Origin of the sequence: Flaviflexus massiliensis, from assembly GCF_001375495.1 — a bacterium.
In the GTDB taxonomy this organism is placed as follows: Bacteria; Actinomycetota; Actinomycetes; order Actinomycetales; family Actinomycetaceae; genus Flaviflexus; species Flaviflexus massiliensis.
This window is the reverse complement of the sequence record NZ_LN831058.1, coordinates 152,636-166,325: the sequence shown is the minus strand read 5'-3', so window position 1 is coordinate 166,325 and position 13,690 is coordinate 152,636. Positions and strand designations below refer to the sequence as shown.

The 13,690-nt window shown below is 61.4% G+C and carries 13 protein-coding genes; 8 read left to right on the top strand and 5 right to left on the bottom strand.

Translation table 11 applies throughout. The features are described from left to right. Positions 1 to 2 precede the first annotated feature (2 nt). From BN1241_RS04645 to BN1241_RS04630, 4 genes are read left to right on the top strand one after another with little or no spacing between them, the layout of a single operon-like run. Positions 3 to 755, top strand: a complete 753-nt coding sequence (locus tag BN1241_RS04645) for a cytochrome c biogenesis CcdA family protein (RefSeq protein WP_077138385.1) — start codon at positions 3 to 5, stop codon at positions 753 to 755. Continuing rightward, on the top strand, positions 755 to 2,287 hold the full coding sequence (resB, locus tag BN1241_RS04640) for a cytochrome c biogenesis protein ResB (RefSeq protein ID WP_054952539.1): 1,533 nt from the start codon (positions 755 to 757) through the stop codon (positions 2,285 to 2,287). Before BN1241_RS04645 ends, resB begins: the two co-directional genes overlap by 1 nt. Next, positions 2,284 to 3,255 carry a c-type cytochrome biogenesis protein CcsB gene (gene ccsB, locus BN1241_RS04635; protein WP_054952538.1) on the top strand — a complete coding sequence of 324 codons (972 nt, stop codon included), beginning with the start codon at positions 2,284 to 2,286 and terminating at the stop codon, positions 3,253 to 3,255. The genes resB and ccsB overlap by 4 nt, the downstream gene beginning before the upstream one ends. 34 nt (positions 3,256 to 3,289) lie before the next feature. After that, positions 3,290 to 4,267, top strand: a complete 978-nt coding sequence (locus tag BN1241_RS04630; RefSeq protein WP_222704401.1) for a hypothetical protein — start codon at positions 3,290 to 3,292, stop codon at positions 4,265 to 4,267. Here BN1241_RS04630 and BN1241_RS04625 read toward each other — a convergent pair. Both BN1241_RS04625 and BN1241_RS04620 read right to left on the bottom strand, forming a co-directional pair. Further along, positions 4,188 to 5,336 carry a hypothetical protein gene (locus tag BN1241_RS04625; RefSeq protein WP_147599274.1) on the bottom strand — a complete coding sequence of 383 codons (1,149 nt, stop codon included), beginning with the start codon at positions 5,334 to 5,336 and terminating at the stop codon, positions 4,188 to 4,190. The genes BN1241_RS04630 and BN1241_RS04625 overlap by 80 nt on opposite strands. After that, entirely contained in the window at positions 5,311 to 5,688 is a 378-nt protein-coding gene (locus tag BN1241_RS04620; RefSeq protein ID WP_147599272.1) for a hypothetical protein, read from the bottom strand. The genes BN1241_RS04625 and BN1241_RS04620 overlap by 26 nt, the downstream gene beginning before the upstream one ends. Positions 5,689 to 5,738: 50 nt before the next feature. On the opposite strand from BN1241_RS04620, the gene BN1241_RS04615 reads away from it, so the two are divergent. Further along, positions 5,739 to 6,155 (top strand): DUF4229 domain-containing protein, encoded by a 417-nt coding sequence (locus BN1241_RS04615; protein WP_054952534.1) that lies wholly within the window; start codon positions 5,739 to 5,741, stop codon positions 6,153 to 6,155. A 96-nt stretch (positions 6,156 to 6,251) separates the two neighbouring features. Here the strand turns inward: BN1241_RS04615 and BN1241_RS04610 are convergent, their stop codons facing one another. The 3 genes from BN1241_RS04610 to BN1241_RS04600 are packed head-to-tail and all read right to left on the bottom strand — an operon-like array spanning position 6,252 to position 9,177. After that, positions 6,252 to 7,121, bottom strand: a complete 870-nt coding sequence (locus BN1241_RS04610; RefSeq protein ID WP_054952533.1) for a 1,4-dihydroxy-2-naphthoate polyprenyltransferase — start codon at positions 7,119 to 7,121, stop codon at positions 6,252 to 6,254. Continuing rightward, positions 7,121 to 8,200, bottom strand: a complete 1,080-nt coding sequence (locus BN1241_RS04605; RefSeq protein WP_054952532.1) for an AMP-binding protein — start codon at positions 8,198 to 8,200, stop codon at positions 7,121 to 7,123. The genes BN1241_RS04610 and BN1241_RS04605 overlap by 1 nt, the downstream gene beginning before the upstream one ends. Continuing rightward, a complete protein-coding gene (locus BN1241_RS04600) occupies positions 8,197 to 9,177 on the bottom strand; it encodes a 1,4-dihydroxy-2-naphthoyl-CoA synthase (protein ID WP_054952531.1) in 981 nt (326 codons plus the stop codon). The genes BN1241_RS04605 and BN1241_RS04600 overlap by 4 nt, the downstream gene beginning before the upstream one ends. 33 nt (positions 9,178 to 9,210) lie before the next feature. Here BN1241_RS04600 and BN1241_RS04595 point away from each other — a divergent pair, with 33 nt between their 5' ends. From BN1241_RS04595 to BN1241_RS04585, 3 genes are all read left to right on the top strand, one after another. Then, the gene (locus BN1241_RS04595) at positions 9,211 to 10,200 is read left to right on the top strand and encodes an o-succinylbenzoate synthase (protein ID WP_054952530.1); all 990 of its coding nucleotides are present in this window, start codon (positions 9,211 to 9,213) and stop codon (positions 10,198 to 10,200) included. Then, on the top strand, positions 10,197 to 11,879 hold the full coding sequence (gene menD, locus BN1241_RS04590; protein ID WP_054952529.1) for a 2-succinyl-5-enolpyruvyl-6-hydroxy-3-cyclohexene-1-carboxylic-acid synthase: 1,683 nt from the start codon (positions 10,197 to 10,199) through the stop codon (positions 11,877 to 11,879). Before BN1241_RS04595 ends, menD begins: the two co-directional genes overlap by 4 nt. Before the next feature lie 96 nt (positions 11,880 to 11,975). Continuing rightward, a complete protein-coding gene (locus BN1241_RS04585; protein ID WP_054952528.1) occupies positions 11,976 to 13,598 on the top strand; it encodes a S1C family serine protease in 1,623 nt (540 codons plus the stop codon). Positions 13,599 to 13,690: the final 92 nt, after the last annotated feature.

Below are 13,690 nucleotides of genomic sequence, written 5' to 3'. Positions count from 1 at the left end.
CGATGCCCGTGGCTGATTCTTTCGTAAACGCGGTGACCGCCGGGCCCATGATTCTGGCCCTCGGAGCTGCGGTGGTCGCCGGCCTTGTCTCTTTTGCTTCCCCCTGCGTTCTTCCACTCCTGCCGGGATACCTGGGCTACTTCTCATCGATGGCGCCCGCCCGCGCGGATGGGAAGAAGGGTAATCGTCTCGCCGGCCTCGTCACCCTGTTCGTGGCGGGCTTCTCCGCGGTCTTCGTTCTGCTCGGGGTGGTGTTCTCGGCCGCGGGAGCGCGATTCACCCAGTACCAGGACACGGTCATGTTCATCGCCGGCATCCTCATCATCCTCATGGGTGTCGCATTCACCGGTGGCTTCCCGTTCCTGCAGAGAACAACCCGGTTGAAGCTGGAACGCAGGGGAGGACCTCTTGGTGCGCTCCTGCTGGGTGCCGTGTTTGGTTTGGGCTGGACCCCCTGCATCGGCCCCACCCTCGCGGCGGTGCTCTCCATGTCCTTCTCCACGGGCAGCGTAGGCAGAGGCACGGTCCTGACGGTCTTCTACTGCATCGGGCTCGGTATGCCCTTCATTCTCGTGGCCCTCACGGTGGATCGTTCGAAGAAGGTGCTGGGTTGGCTGCGGAAGAACACGCGTCAAGTCCAGCTTTTCGGTGGGATCGCCCTCATTCTCATAGGTGTGCTCATGGTGACGGGATGGTGGACGGACCTCATTAACTGGGTCGCTAACCTGTCCGGTCAAACTCAACTGGTGGTGTAATGGAAACCGTACGTAGCAAGCAGGACGAGCCTGCCTCCGTCCCGAAGGGGCTCGGTTGGAAGGGCTGGTTGCGGTGGGCCTGGCGTCAACTCACGTCGATGAGGAACGCCATCATTATGCTCCTGCTCCTCGTCATCGCACTCATCCCCGCCTCCATCCTCCCCCAGAAGAGGCAGGACCCGGTTCTCGCCCAGCAGTGGATCGATGACAACGGGGTGTGGGGCAAGATCCTCGATGCTGCCGGTTTCTTCAATATATTGACCGCCCCCTGGTTCGGGGCAATCTATATTCTGCTCTTCATCTCCCTCGTAGGATGCATCGTTCCACGGTCCCTCACACTCGTGAAAGACCTCAAGGCCGGACCGGGCAAGGTGCCCCACCGGCTCACCCGATACGAGAGCTACCAGTCCGCGGAAACGGACCTGGACGAGGGTGAGGCCATGGACTGGGTGGCGAAGAACCTGCGCGGCTACCGGACCAGGGTCCGCGGCGGCACGCTGTCGGCGCAGAAGGGCTACCTGAGGGAGGTGGGGAACGTCCTGTTCCACATGTCCCTCCTTGGCCTCCTCATTGTTTTCGGTCTTTCCCAGGCGCTCTCGTACCGCGGCCAGGCGATCATCGTCGAAGGTGAAACCTTCGCGAACTCTGTCCTCTCGTACGACACGTTCGACCGCGGCATCCTCGTCAACGAAGAATCTCTCCCGCCCTACCGTGTGGTGCTGGACGAGATGATTCCCGAGTTCTATGACGATGGCACTCCCTCTGCGTTCCGTGCTCACGTGACGATCATTGAGGACGGCGAAGAGCGCAGCGAAGTGGTGCGGCCGAACGAACCGATCGACGTGGCGGGCTCCAACATGTACCTGTCCGGCAACGGTTACGCACCCCGAATCAGGATTACGGATGCTGATGGGAATGTGGCCATGGACGAGTATGTGGTCCTGCCCGACATCACCCAGGACTACATTTCGACCGGCGTGATCAAGGTCCCGGATGTGACAACCGGCCCGCAGCTTGGCTTCCAGGCAACCCTGTTCCCAACCGCTCAGGAGCGCGACGGTGTCATCATCTCCGTCAACCCGGATGCTCTCAACCCCGTCCTGGTCACCACCACGTGGACGGGTGATTTGGGACTGGATGGGGGAGTACCGCAGAACGTGTACTTCCTCGACACGACGAACATGGAACTCGTGACCGAGCCCGCGGGTGACGGGAATGCCGAGGTGGGAGTGCTCACCACGCTGGGCCTTGGTCAGAAGGCAGAGATCCCGGGCGGTCACGGCACGATCGAATTCGTGGACCTGGCTCGCTTCTCAGCTTTTGATATGCGATACGATCCTACCCTTGGCTGGATGCTGTTCTTCGCAGTGCTCGGACTCGGAAGCCTCGCAGGCTCACTCCTTGTCCCCACTCGCAGAGTCTGGGTGCGATACGAACAGGGAACAATCCACGCAGCAGCAATCGGCAGGAAGAGCGATGAGGGGCTTGACCGTGTCGTGTCGACTACCCTTGGTCTGAAGGAGAACTCATGAATTTGGAAAACACGAGCCTCATGCTGGTGTACGGGGCGATGGCCGCGTACGCGGTCGCCATGATCGCCTTCAGTATCGACCTCACGTCAGCAAACCGTCGGCAGGAAGTGCGCAAGGCCGGCAATATCGGCATGTCCGTTACCGTGCTCGCCTTCCTCCTCCACGTGCTCGGCACCGTCACCCGAGGTATTGCGGCCTCGCGAGTGCCCTGGGCGAATATGTACGAGTTCACCCTCAGCTTCACGTGCGTGGCGGTGGGAACCTACCTCGTGCTGGCGCGGAAACGCGACCTGAGGGTCATGGGAACCTTCGTCACGGCCCTCGCCCTTCTCTCGCTCGGTATCGCAGTCGCTGTGCTGTACGTGCGCGTGCAGGGCACCCCGCCAATCCTTGACCATTACTGGCTCGTCATCCACGTCTCCACCGCCACGATCGCGATGGGCCTTTTTGCGTTTGCGGCCCTCATGTCTGCCCTCCAACTCATCCAACTCCGCAAGGAAGAAAAGGATGCCAAGGCAACCAGGGAACGGGTCGGTGCGCAGGCGCGCGTGCAGACAGAGACTGCCACCCACGGAACCGGCGAGACGGTCGTGGCTGATGACTTTGGTGATGGGGCTGGAGAGAAGAAGCGGACCAGCATGTGGCGCTCCCTGCCGTCCTCGTCCGAGCTGGAATCGGGTGCGATGAGGGTGACGGTTGTGGGCTTCCTCCTGTGGACCTTCACGCTTATCGCCGGAGCGATCTGGGCCGAGCACTCCTGGGGCCGCCCCTGGAACTGGGACCCGAAAGAAACCATGTCACTGGTCGTGTGGGGCTTCTATGCCGCCTACCTCCATGCCCGCACCACGCGTGGCTGGGAAGGCCGCAGAGCGGCCTGGCTCAACATCATTGGCATCATCGCTCTCATGGTCAACTACTACGTCATTAACTTCTTCGCTGATTCCCTCCACGCGTACTCGGGGATCTAGAACACGCGGTCCGAGAGCAACGAGGGACGTGACTATGCGGTTTGGAAGCAGCTCAGCCCAGTCTGGAAACACTGGGATAACGCCACGCCGGCTGGTGCGGGCGGGAGCCGTGGCATCCGTCCTTGCCCTTGCCGCATGCGGCAGCGCGGACGATCTGAAGGCACGCTGGCTGGAGCTCCCCACGGTTCCGGAAACACTCGCGCACGAAGGCCCAGGCACCCCCGAAATCCAGGACCTGGACTTTGGAAACATGAGCCTCGCGGTCAACGACATCACCTTCCTCGACCCCTTCGATCGGGGAGTGTTCCCTGAACGCACCTTCGCAACCGGACTCACCCCCGACGGTGGGTACATGCTCGACTTTGACAGCGGGGAGGCAACGCTCGAACTTGGGCCCGAAGCGGTCCGGGAGGGGACCGCAACCGTTAGTCTCTCCTTCGATGACTCCGCCATCTACTACTCCGATGCGAACCTGGATGGCTATCAGGATGCGATGATCGTTCTGGACCAGAGCGTCACCTACGAGGACAGCGATAACGAAGATTCCGTGGGAACCGGGATCCTCCTGATCACCTACGCCGGGGAGAGCGGCGGCGATCTTTACTATTTCAACCCGGGCTATATCACGAGCGTGTCCGCCATCGACTCCGGGTTCAGCATGACGAGGGTCGTGGATGAGCAGGCGGATACGATCCAGCTGGGCATGCCAGACGGCGTCCCAGTACGCATTGACCAGCACGGTGGTTCCGTGACCTGTACGAGTGACATGGACGAGATTGATCTCGCTTTGGAGCAGGAACCGTTTGAGGTTGAAACGCTCGCCCCATACCCCGGTGTTGGCGAGGTTGCGGGCTACGAGGAGTACGCGCTTTTCGAGGTGCCGATCGATCCGCTTGCCACGAACAATCTCCTCACCTCAGGCTACGTGCAGGTTATCTTCCTGCTGGATGGTGGGGATATTCACCGGTGGACGGACTACCGGTGTGGTTGGGTGGCTGCTGACCAGCTGTGACCATGAGCCGTGCCAGGCGGTCAACCAGCAGTCCAACACAGCCCATGATCGCGATGTTGAAGGGCGAAAGCAGCAGCATTGCTGACAGGCGCGACGTATCTGATGCGACCTTGACATAACCGGAGAACCACGTGCCCGCAGCGAGAGTAACGGCGCTGACGACCATGAAGGCGCACGGCAGATCCCACTTCGTTGACTTGAGGCAGTCCTTCCGCCACGCGAGAGTGGCGACGATGATGGCGATGGCACCAAGGGGCAGAGCTATCGCGGTCCAGGGACCCGTCTGTACGGCGGCGAGAAGTCCCGTGCCCGAGCTTTCCGGGCCTCCCAGGGGGCTGAGGTCGAGACTCCACGTGAGGAGGCCGGCGTGAAGGGCAGCCCACACGCCGCTCGCCATGTTCCCGATGAGGAGCCAGGAGGAGCTTCCCCAGTCGTAGGAGATCGTCAGAAATACGCACACGACGAGTGCGATGGGGATGCCGGTGGCGAGCCCGTACTTCAATGTGAACAGCCAGGCAGGCCTGTGGTGGTGTGCCGAGTATCTGCCCATGGTCGAGAACACGGTTCCCACGAGCAGGGCACCGGCCGCGAGCAGGAAAACGTTGGAGGTGAGGTTCGCCCGGGAGGTTTCGGGGTTGAGAATATTGGCAACGAACCAGGCTAGGACACAGCACAGGAGAAGTGTCATTCCCGAGCAGGAACCGCCCAGCAACCTGTCAGCCAGGTCTCGTTGCGGCATGCGCAGCTCGGAAGCCTTGTGGGTTTTGAAAAGAATGAAGGCGGCTAGGGCAGTGAAGATGAAGGGGATGGCTACGAATGTGAAGCCGACCGTTCCGACCGCCAGGTTCACCTCACCCGCTGGTAGCCCGCCGAATGCGGCAAGAGTGACCAGCAGGGCCCCGAGGACAAAGGGGATGGATTGTCCGGTTGCTTCCGAGATTGACCCCATCGTCCCCGTCGCGGCCGTTGTCAGGCAGCTGGTGAGGAGGACAGCGAAGAAGGCGAGGACCGGTGCGCCGAAAACCGTCCGCAAATCGAGCGGGTTAGTTCTCGGGTGATTTACCGTCATCCTCGTGGTCCCTCAGCTTTTTGTCGTACTGTGCGCGGCGCAGTTCCTCGTCGAGTTCACGCAGGAAGTCCAGGTCATCATCGGGTGCCATGGGTCCGCGCGGGGCCCGGCTGTCGCGTGCGAGCGGACCTAAGAAATCGGGTCCCGATGATGAGGCACGCGGGCGCGCGTTGGTGACGTAGTTGGCGATAAGAAAGATCAGCGAGCCGATCACCGGAGGGATGATCGTGAAAATAACCCACACCCACTTGTTGATCCCCGCCGGGGCCGCTTTCGGGTCCATGCGAACCGCGACAACAAACGCGTACACCACAACGGCTACGAGCAGGATAACGAGGATCAATCTAGGCACCCAACCATCATAGGCGATAGAGCTGGTCACGGTCACGATAGGCTTGGGCGGTGAGCATCGTTAAATATACTCTGATCCGGGTTCTACTCTTCGCGGGATTCGCCGGTGTCTTCTATCTTCTCGGTATGAGATCGTACCTGCTGGTCTTCACCGCGATTCTCTGCGGCGCCATGGCTGGGTTCATTTTCTTCCCCCACCAACGCGATCAGGCGGCGGGCAGTGTCGAGAATCTCGTGACAAAGAATTCCGGAAACCGCCCCGCAAAACCTAAGTCCGGACCCAGCGATGAGGACATTGAGGATGCCATCGTTACGGATGCGGAATCCGGCACGGCAGACGCACATGTTACGGACAATGATGCAGCTCACGTTGCTGAACCTGGTACTGAACCAAAGCCCGCGGGCGAGGCAGATGACTCGCTAACAGACTTTGATTCTCCGAGCTCAAACGAGACCGAACAAAAGTAGGGAAAAAGTAGGAGTAGTCCTGGTCTGCGTTCTCGATCAAATGAATAGGGCCGTGCCCCAGCCGGCAGGCAGGGGCACGGCCCGTAATCAATTCTTCTAAATGGTGAGCCCAATGAGCAGGGTGATGCCGTAGCCGAGCTCAATGAGGCCGGTGTCTCGCAGAACCACGATGAGGTCGCGGCCCTTCGCGCCAGCCAGCAGCCTGCGTGCCTGCAGGAGAACCGCGGGCAGCAGGATGAGTGACAGCAGTACCCATGGAGATTGGATGGCGATGACGATTGCCAGAATCATGGGGATGATGAGCATGGCAATGAAGGAGTAGCGTGCCGGTACGTCACCCATCCGCACCGCAAGAGTTTTCTTGCCAACGAGGGAGTCGGTGGGGATGTCACGAATGTTGTTGACCATGAGGAGAGCGCAGGCAATGAGGCCAACGCCAACGGCACCGAGCCAGGAGGATGCGGGGAGTTCACCCGCCTGCGTCCACGTTGTGCCAAGTGTTGCGAAGAGCCCAAAGAACACGAAGACAAACACTTCGCCGAGCCCCATGTAGCCGTAGGGACGATCACCGCCCGTGTAGTACCAGGCAGCAATAATGGCCACGACGCCGGCGAGCAGAAGCCACCAGGTGCCCGACAGTGCAACGAGGATGAGGCCGAGGAGAGCGCCAACAGCGAAGCTGGCGAACGCCGCGTACTTGACGGTCTTCGGGCTTGCCATCCCACCTCCCGTGAGGCGAGGTGGGCCGGTACGAACGTCGTCTGTACCGCGGATTCCGTCAGAGTAGTCGTTGGCGAAGTTCACGCCGATCTGGAAGGCGAGTGCAACTCCTGCCGCCAGAAGTGCGCGGATCACCGAACCGGATCCGACCTGGTAGGCGGCGCCCGTTCCTACGAGCACGGGCGCGATTGCGGCCGGGAGGGTGCGTACACGCGCCCCTTCCATCCAGTCCTTGAACGATGCCACTACTGTCCTTTCACGAGGCGTGCAAGTGCGCGCCGATCAAGTTTACCGGAGTCCTTGAGCGGAAAAGATTCCAGCCCGAGATCCGCCAGGGTCAGCAGTTCCTTCGGTGCATATTCTGCCCCCAACCGCTCTTTCACTGGACCGCGAAGACGTTCGAGGTCGACTTCAGTCTCCGTGACAAGGATGAGCTTTTCGCCCCAGTCCGGATCGGGCACGGAGGTGGCGACGCTGGTCAGATTGAAGGTAGTGGCGACAAAATCCTCCAGTAGGGAAGGCATGATCGTCATCCCGCCAGTCGTGATCGCATCGTCAAGACGCCCAAGCACCGTCAACGTGTTGTCGGTGAAGGTCCCAGCATCGCTGGTCTCAAACCTGCCGTTAAAGACTTCTCCTCCCACATACCCCAGGGTGACAACGGGGGAGTGGATGATGATGCGGCCGGAGTCGATGTCGACCCGTGTATTACCGATCGGCTTACCGTCGTAGACGCAGCCCCCACATGTCTCCGTCATCCCGTACGTCGTCACGAGGTTGAGGCCCGCTTCCCGCCCCCTGTGAAGGAGTGCCTGGGGGGTTGCTTGCCCGCCGACGAGGATCGCGGCAACCGATGCCAGCTCAGAAACAATACTTGGGTCTTGCAGGGCACGGGTCAGCTGGGTGGGGACGAGGGAGAGATAGTTTCTGCCGTCGGGGATGGGGTCACCAACCCGGTAGGGGTGGGGCGAGTGACCCGCGGTCACTGAACGGAGGACGGTCTGCAGCCCGGCAATGTGATGAACGGGGAGGGAGGTGAGCCAGCGGCCCGGACCACCCAGTGTGTCGTTGGTGGCCGTGCCGGAGGCGAGGACTGACTCCCAGGGCAGCTCCACAAGCTTCCCTGTTCCCGTGGTTGAGCCGGAGGTGCGGAGAATGAAGGCCGTGCCCGGGCGGGGCGTTACTTCTTCAACGCCAGTTGCACCCGGCTCAACCAAAAAGATTGGCTCAGGCTGCCCGCCGGCCAGGTGTGTCTCGTACGAGTCCCGCGCGGCACTCGCGAGAGCCGCGATGTTGTGCGGGTCTGTTCCGCCTTCCAGAATCATGCGTAGTACGGGTACTGCGACCAGTTCGGATCCCGCTTCTCCAGGAACGAATCCCTGCCCTCAGCGGCCTCATCGGTCATGTACGCAAGGCGAGTTGCCTCTCCCGCAAACACCTGCTGCCCCGCCATCCCATCATCAGACAGGTTGAAAGCAAACTTGAGCATGCGAATGGCTTGCGGGGACTTCGTCAGCACAATGCGAGCGTATTCGAGCGCCTTCTCTTCGAGCTCGGCATGCGGGACCGCTTCGTTGACAACTCCCCAGTCGGCGGCCTCCTGTGCGGAGTATTCCCGGGCGAGGAAGAAGATCTCGCGGGCCCTCTTATCGCCTGCCTGGCGGGCGAGAAGGGCAGAACCGTAGCCAGCATCGAACGAACCCACGTTCGCATCCGTCTGCTTGAAGCGGCCGTGCTCGAGCGAGGCTATGGACAGGTCGCACACGACATTGAGGGAGTGGCCGCCACCCGCCGCCCATCCCGACACCGCGGCAATAACCACCTTCGGCATGGTCCGAATGAGGCGCTGCACCTCGAGGATGTGGAGCCGCCCAGCCTTCTCCGGATTGATCGTGTCCCGGGTGACAGCGTGCTCGGTCGCGTTCTCACCCCCGTCGTAACGGTAGCCATCGTTGCCGCGGATCCGCTGGTCACCGCCGGAGCAGAAAGCCCACCCACCATCCTTCTCAGACGGCCCATTCCCGGTGAGAATGACGGCACCGACCCGATCGGAGAGCCGAGCGTGATCGAGTGCCCGATACAGCTCGTCGACCGTTTCGGGACGGAAGGCGTTGCGAACCTCGGGACGGTCGAACGCAATGCGGACGATCGGCAGATCGGTTTCGCTCACGATCCGATCCCCTTCAAACTCGCGCTCAACGGCACGATGGTAGGTGATGTCGGTGAAGTCAAAGCCTTCCACGACGCGCCACTTGGTGGGATCGAACGTGTCTGAAACGGATGCTGGGAGTGAAAGCGTCATGGCGCTATTGTGCCACTTCGCTACGCTAAGACCATGACCGCACAGACCTTCCCTCTCCCGTTCCGGGTCTATTCCACGCCCCTGCCCACCCGATTCCGGGGACTCGATGTCCGTGACGGTGTGCTGATCCAGGGACCGGCCGGATGGGCGGAAGTCTCACCCTTCTGGGACTACGACATACCGGTCTCCTCAGCCTGGCTGGCAGCCGCCCTCGAAGCTGCTTACCTCGGCTACCCGGAACCACGAAGGGCCAGTGTTCCCGTGAACGTCACGGTTCCCGCCACCAGCCCCGACAATGCGCAAGCCATCATCGCCCGCAGAGGAGGCTGCAACACCGCCAAAATCAAGGTCGCAGAAAAGGGACAAAGCCTTGACGATGACCTGAGCAGAATCGCGGCGGTCAGGGAAGTCTTTGCCGGCAAGATCCGCATCGATGCGAACGGCGGCTGGGACGAAGAAACCGCAATCCGCAGCCTCCCGCTCCTGGACAGGGCGGCAGGCGGACTCGAATATGCGGAACAGCCCGTCCCCACCGTTGAAGGGCTCGCTCGCGTGCGGCGTGCAGTCAACGTTCCCATCGCGGCCGATGAATCGATCCGCAGGGCAGAAGACCCGTACGAAGTGGCAAGGCAGAACGCTGCCGACCTCATGATCGTCAAAGTGCAGCCGCTGGGTGGTGTGCGAGCATGCCTGCGTCTTTCTGAGGAATTGGGTATGCCGGTCGTCGTATCCTCCGCCCTCGAATCTTCTATTGGGATTGCCGCCGGGGTGGCACTCGCGGCCAGCCTCCCCACCCTTGATCACGCGTGCGGACTGGCCACGGTCCAGCTGTTCGAACAGGACGTGACAATCGACAGCCTCGTACCGAATGATGGGAACCTGCCCGTGAGGACGGTCGAAGCTGACCGGATTGCGCCCGTGCCCGATGAGGTGAGGCGGCGCTGGGGTGAGAGACTGGACCTCATGTGGCAATACCTTCAAGACCATCGTGACGTGTCGGAACTGACGGGCGGTCACCTGTGAGCTCGCAGGCGGGTGCGGAAGCGGCACTGGAACGCCTCCTCGGACTCGGCATCACCCACTTTGTGCTCTGCCCGGGATCGCGGTCCGCACCGTTCGCGTACGCCTTGCGGGAGCTTGAGGTCAGGGGAGACATCACCCTGCACGTGGAGACCGATGAGAGAGTGGCGGCCTTTGTTGCGCTCGGGCTCGGCCACGCGAGTGGCATTCCCGCCCCCGTCATTACTACTTCGGGATCCGCAGTCGCCAACCTGCACCCAGCCACGGTCGAGGCCTACCATGGCGGTATCCCATTCGTGGCACTGACGGCGGATCGCCCCGAATACCTGAGGAACAGCGGAGCGAATCAGACCACGAACCAGGTGGGCATGCTCGGCCCCAACCTCGTGAACCAGCTGTCTGTGTCAGCGGAAGACATCGTGGCCGATCCTGAACTCGTTGATCGGGCACTGGCGCAGGTGTGGCGCGGACCCGTCCACATCAACGTGGCCTTCGACAACCCACTTCATCCTGATGCTCCTTCCTTCGCGTCAGCCGAAAACTCTACTGAGTCATCCACTGCCACCACAGAGCTTGCCACTGTCAACACCATTAGAGGGATCCGGGTAGGTACCTTTCCCGGGCCTCCTGTAAGCGAGTTAAGAACTACAGAACGAGGGTTTATAGGCGAGGGCCGCGAGGTGCTTGATGATCGGGCGACCGTCATCATTGCCGGCCCCGGAACTCCCTACTCCGAGGTACTGGGAAGGAGCGCTCGCGGGCAGGTCCCGGTCTTTGCTGAGCCAGCAGCCACCGAAAGGCACGAGGCTAATGCTGTGCCCGCGGCCAGGATCGTGGCGGAGGCAGTCTCGGATGAGATTGAACGGGTCATCATCACCGGTCACCCCACCCTGTCTCGCCCCATCACCTCCCTCATGTCCCGCACCGACATTGACATCATCAGCGTCAGAACCGAACCCGTTCCGACTGACCCGGGCAGGGTTGCACGTATGGTGGAGGCGATGTCCGAAGTACCCGCTCAAGCGGAGTGGACTAGGCGACTGGTGCGTGCCGGGCAGAGCGCCCACGAAGCGGGCCGAGACTACCTGGGAGATGAGCTGGATGCGCTGCAGGTTGCGGCGCAGGTTGCCAACTCGGGCGGGAACTGGTTTGTTGGCGCATCGAACGTTATTCGCGATATCGACCTGCTGGCAGGCAAGCAGACCGCAACGTTCTTTGCCAACCGGGGGCTGGCCGGGATTGACGGGACGATGTCGAGTGCCCGCGGCATGGCACACCTGTTGGGGCCAATGAAGGTCGTGGTCGGTGACCTCACCTTCATTCACGACATCGGCGGACTCGTCCTCACAGCGGGTCAGGACGAACCCGATCTCGACATCGTTGTTATTGATGACTCCGGGGGTGGAATCTTCGCCACCCTCGAACACGGTGATCCGCGCTTCTCCAATACCTTCGATCGGGTGTTCAGGACCGCGAAGAACCTCGACATTCTCATGCTCGCGAAAGCATGCGGCTGGGAACCAGTCGAGATCACCAGCACAGCTGACCTGCGTGACGTGCTTGCGCTTCCGCCCGCCCGCCGAATCATTCGCGTGGGCTGTGCCCAGGACATCACGACCGTGAGGGCACGGAGACGGGAGCTGACTGAGGTCATGCGGCAGGCCGCCAAGCGGTCACTATAGTGGGGGTCCAGCATCCGCTCAGAGTCCATGAAGCGAATTAGCAGAACGACCGGATTAACTGATGCAGTATCACACGACAAGAAGGGACCGAGAGCGATGAATGACAAGGAATTTGAACGCTGGAATGCGAGCGGGAACCTCGGTGGGGATGGGGCGATGAACGGCGAGGGAAGTGACCATCCAGTCTCAGACCGTAATGCGACCCCGGGAACGACCGGGGGAGCCTACGATCAATCAAACAATCCAGGCTCCGGCACTCCAGCGTCTCTTGGAAACACTTCCCCAAGCACCGGTCATCCCGGCCCCCAAACTCCGAACACAGATCGCGGCGCCTTTGACACCCAGCGGTTTGCACCCCGCCCCGAAGGTAGCCTCCCTTCCTCTGCCGGCCCTATCGGCCCGCGCGGGGCAAGTAGTGCTCAGCAGGCTCCTGCAGCAGGCAACCAGACGGAGTTTGTCAATACGTTCGGACCGCGCCAGACGTGCGCAAGTAGGCCCACCCCCAGTGCTGGCTCTGCCCCGATGGCCCAGTCGGCTCCGGCTTCCGGGGGAGCACCCTACGCTTCGTTTGGCTCTCATCCCAATGATCGATACCGGGGCTACGGCGGCAACCATGCTCCCCAGCAGGCACCGGAACGGCGCAAGGGCGTCGCGGGTGTTGCGGCCCTGGCGCTCGTTGCTGGGCTCGTGGGCGGTGCCGGTGGTGCGGGGCTCATCTACGGGCTGACGGAACCGCATACGGATGCTGCTGTCTCGAGCGAAACCCAGACTGAGATCAGGACGGTGGCGTCTGATGGGGGAGTGAACTGGGCCCAGATCGCTGACGAGGTCCAGCCCTCGGTTGTTGCCATCGAAGTGCGCGGCCAAGGAACATCCTCGACCGGATCGGGCGTCATCTTGGACACCGACGGTCATATCCTGACCAACCACCACGTCATTGCCGGTGCCCAGCAAATCCAGGTGACCCTCTCCAACGGTCAAATCATTCCCGCCGAAGTAGTTGGGTCCGATGCGAGCACGGACCTCGCGGTCATTAAGCTCACCACGGTGCCGGAAGGAATTACCCCAGCAACGTTTGGAACATCGGACGATCTGGTTGTTGGTGAACCGGTGGTCGCCATCGGTAACCCCCTCGGCCTCTCCTCCACCGTCACGACCGGCATCATCTCCGCCCTCGATCGTCCCGTTGTGACGGAGGGTGATGAGGATGCTGCCGTGGTCACGAACGCGATCCAGATTGATGCTGCAATTAACCCCGGCAACTCGGGTGGCCCGCTCTTCAACGCGAGCGGTGAGGTGATTGGCATCAACTCCTCCATCGCCTCCCTGTCGTCGATGGACGGCGGATCAGCCGGTTCGATCGGACTCGGTTTCGCCATCCCCATCGACCTCGTCACCCGGGTAGTGGATGATTTGATGGATGATGGTCAGGTCGACCACGCCTTCATTGGTGTCACCACGTCCTCACAGGCTGTGGAAACCGAGAACGGGACGCGTGTGGGTGCGCAGGTGGTTGAGGTATCACCTGGTTCTCCCGCGGAACAAGCGGGTATTGAGGTGGGGGATTCGATCCTGTCCATCAATGGCGACCAGCTCCCTTCCAACACCGCGCTCACCGGTTACGTCCGCCAGTACTCACCCGGCGAGACGATCACGTTACAGGTTTTCTCCGGTGGTAGCACGAGGGAAATTGAGCTCGTGCTCGGCACTCGTGAATAACATTCGTTAGCTGACATCAAGCAAACCCTTGCTTAAAGCAAGATTAAAGAAGCGACACAATTAAACAAGCGCTGTCGCTTCAACGGCGGGGG

Bases quoted from the DNA above. Each gene is read 5' to 3' on its own strand.
- ccsB (WP_054952538.1), top strand. From the start codon at position 2,284: ATGAATTTGGAAAACACGAGCCTCATGCTGGTGTACGGGGCGATGGCC.
- BN1241_RS04585 (WP_054952528.1), top strand. From the start codon at position 11,976: ATGAATGACAAGGAATTTGAACGCTGGAATGCGAGCGGGAACCTCGGT.
- BN1241_RS04630 (WP_222704401.1), top strand. From the start codon at position 3,290: ATGCGGTTTGGAAGCAGCTCAGCCCAGTCTGGAAACACTGGGATAACG.
- BN1241_RS04600 (WP_054952531.1), bottom strand. From the start codon at position 9,177: ATGACGCTTTCACTCCCAGCATCCGTTTCAGACACGTTCGATCCCACC.
- BN1241_RS04595 (WP_054952530.1), top strand. From the start codon at position 9,211: ATGACCGCACAGACCTTCCCTCTCCCGTTCCGGGTCTATTCCACGCCC.
- BN1241_RS04625 (WP_147599274.1), bottom strand. From the start codon at position 5,336: ATGACGGTAAATCACCCGAGAACTAACCCGCTCGATTTGCGGACGGTT.
- resB (WP_054952539.1), top strand. From the start codon at position 755: ATGGAAACCGTACGTAGCAAGCAGGACGAGCCTGCCTCCGTCCCGAAG.
- BN1241_RS04645 (WP_077138385.1), top strand. From the start codon at position 3: ATGCCCGTGGCTGATTCTTTCGTAAACGCGGTGACCGCCGGGCCCATG.
- BN1241_RS04605 (WP_054952532.1), bottom strand. From the start codon at position 8,200: ATGATTCTGGAAGGCGGAACAGACCCGCACAACATCGCGGCTCTCGCG.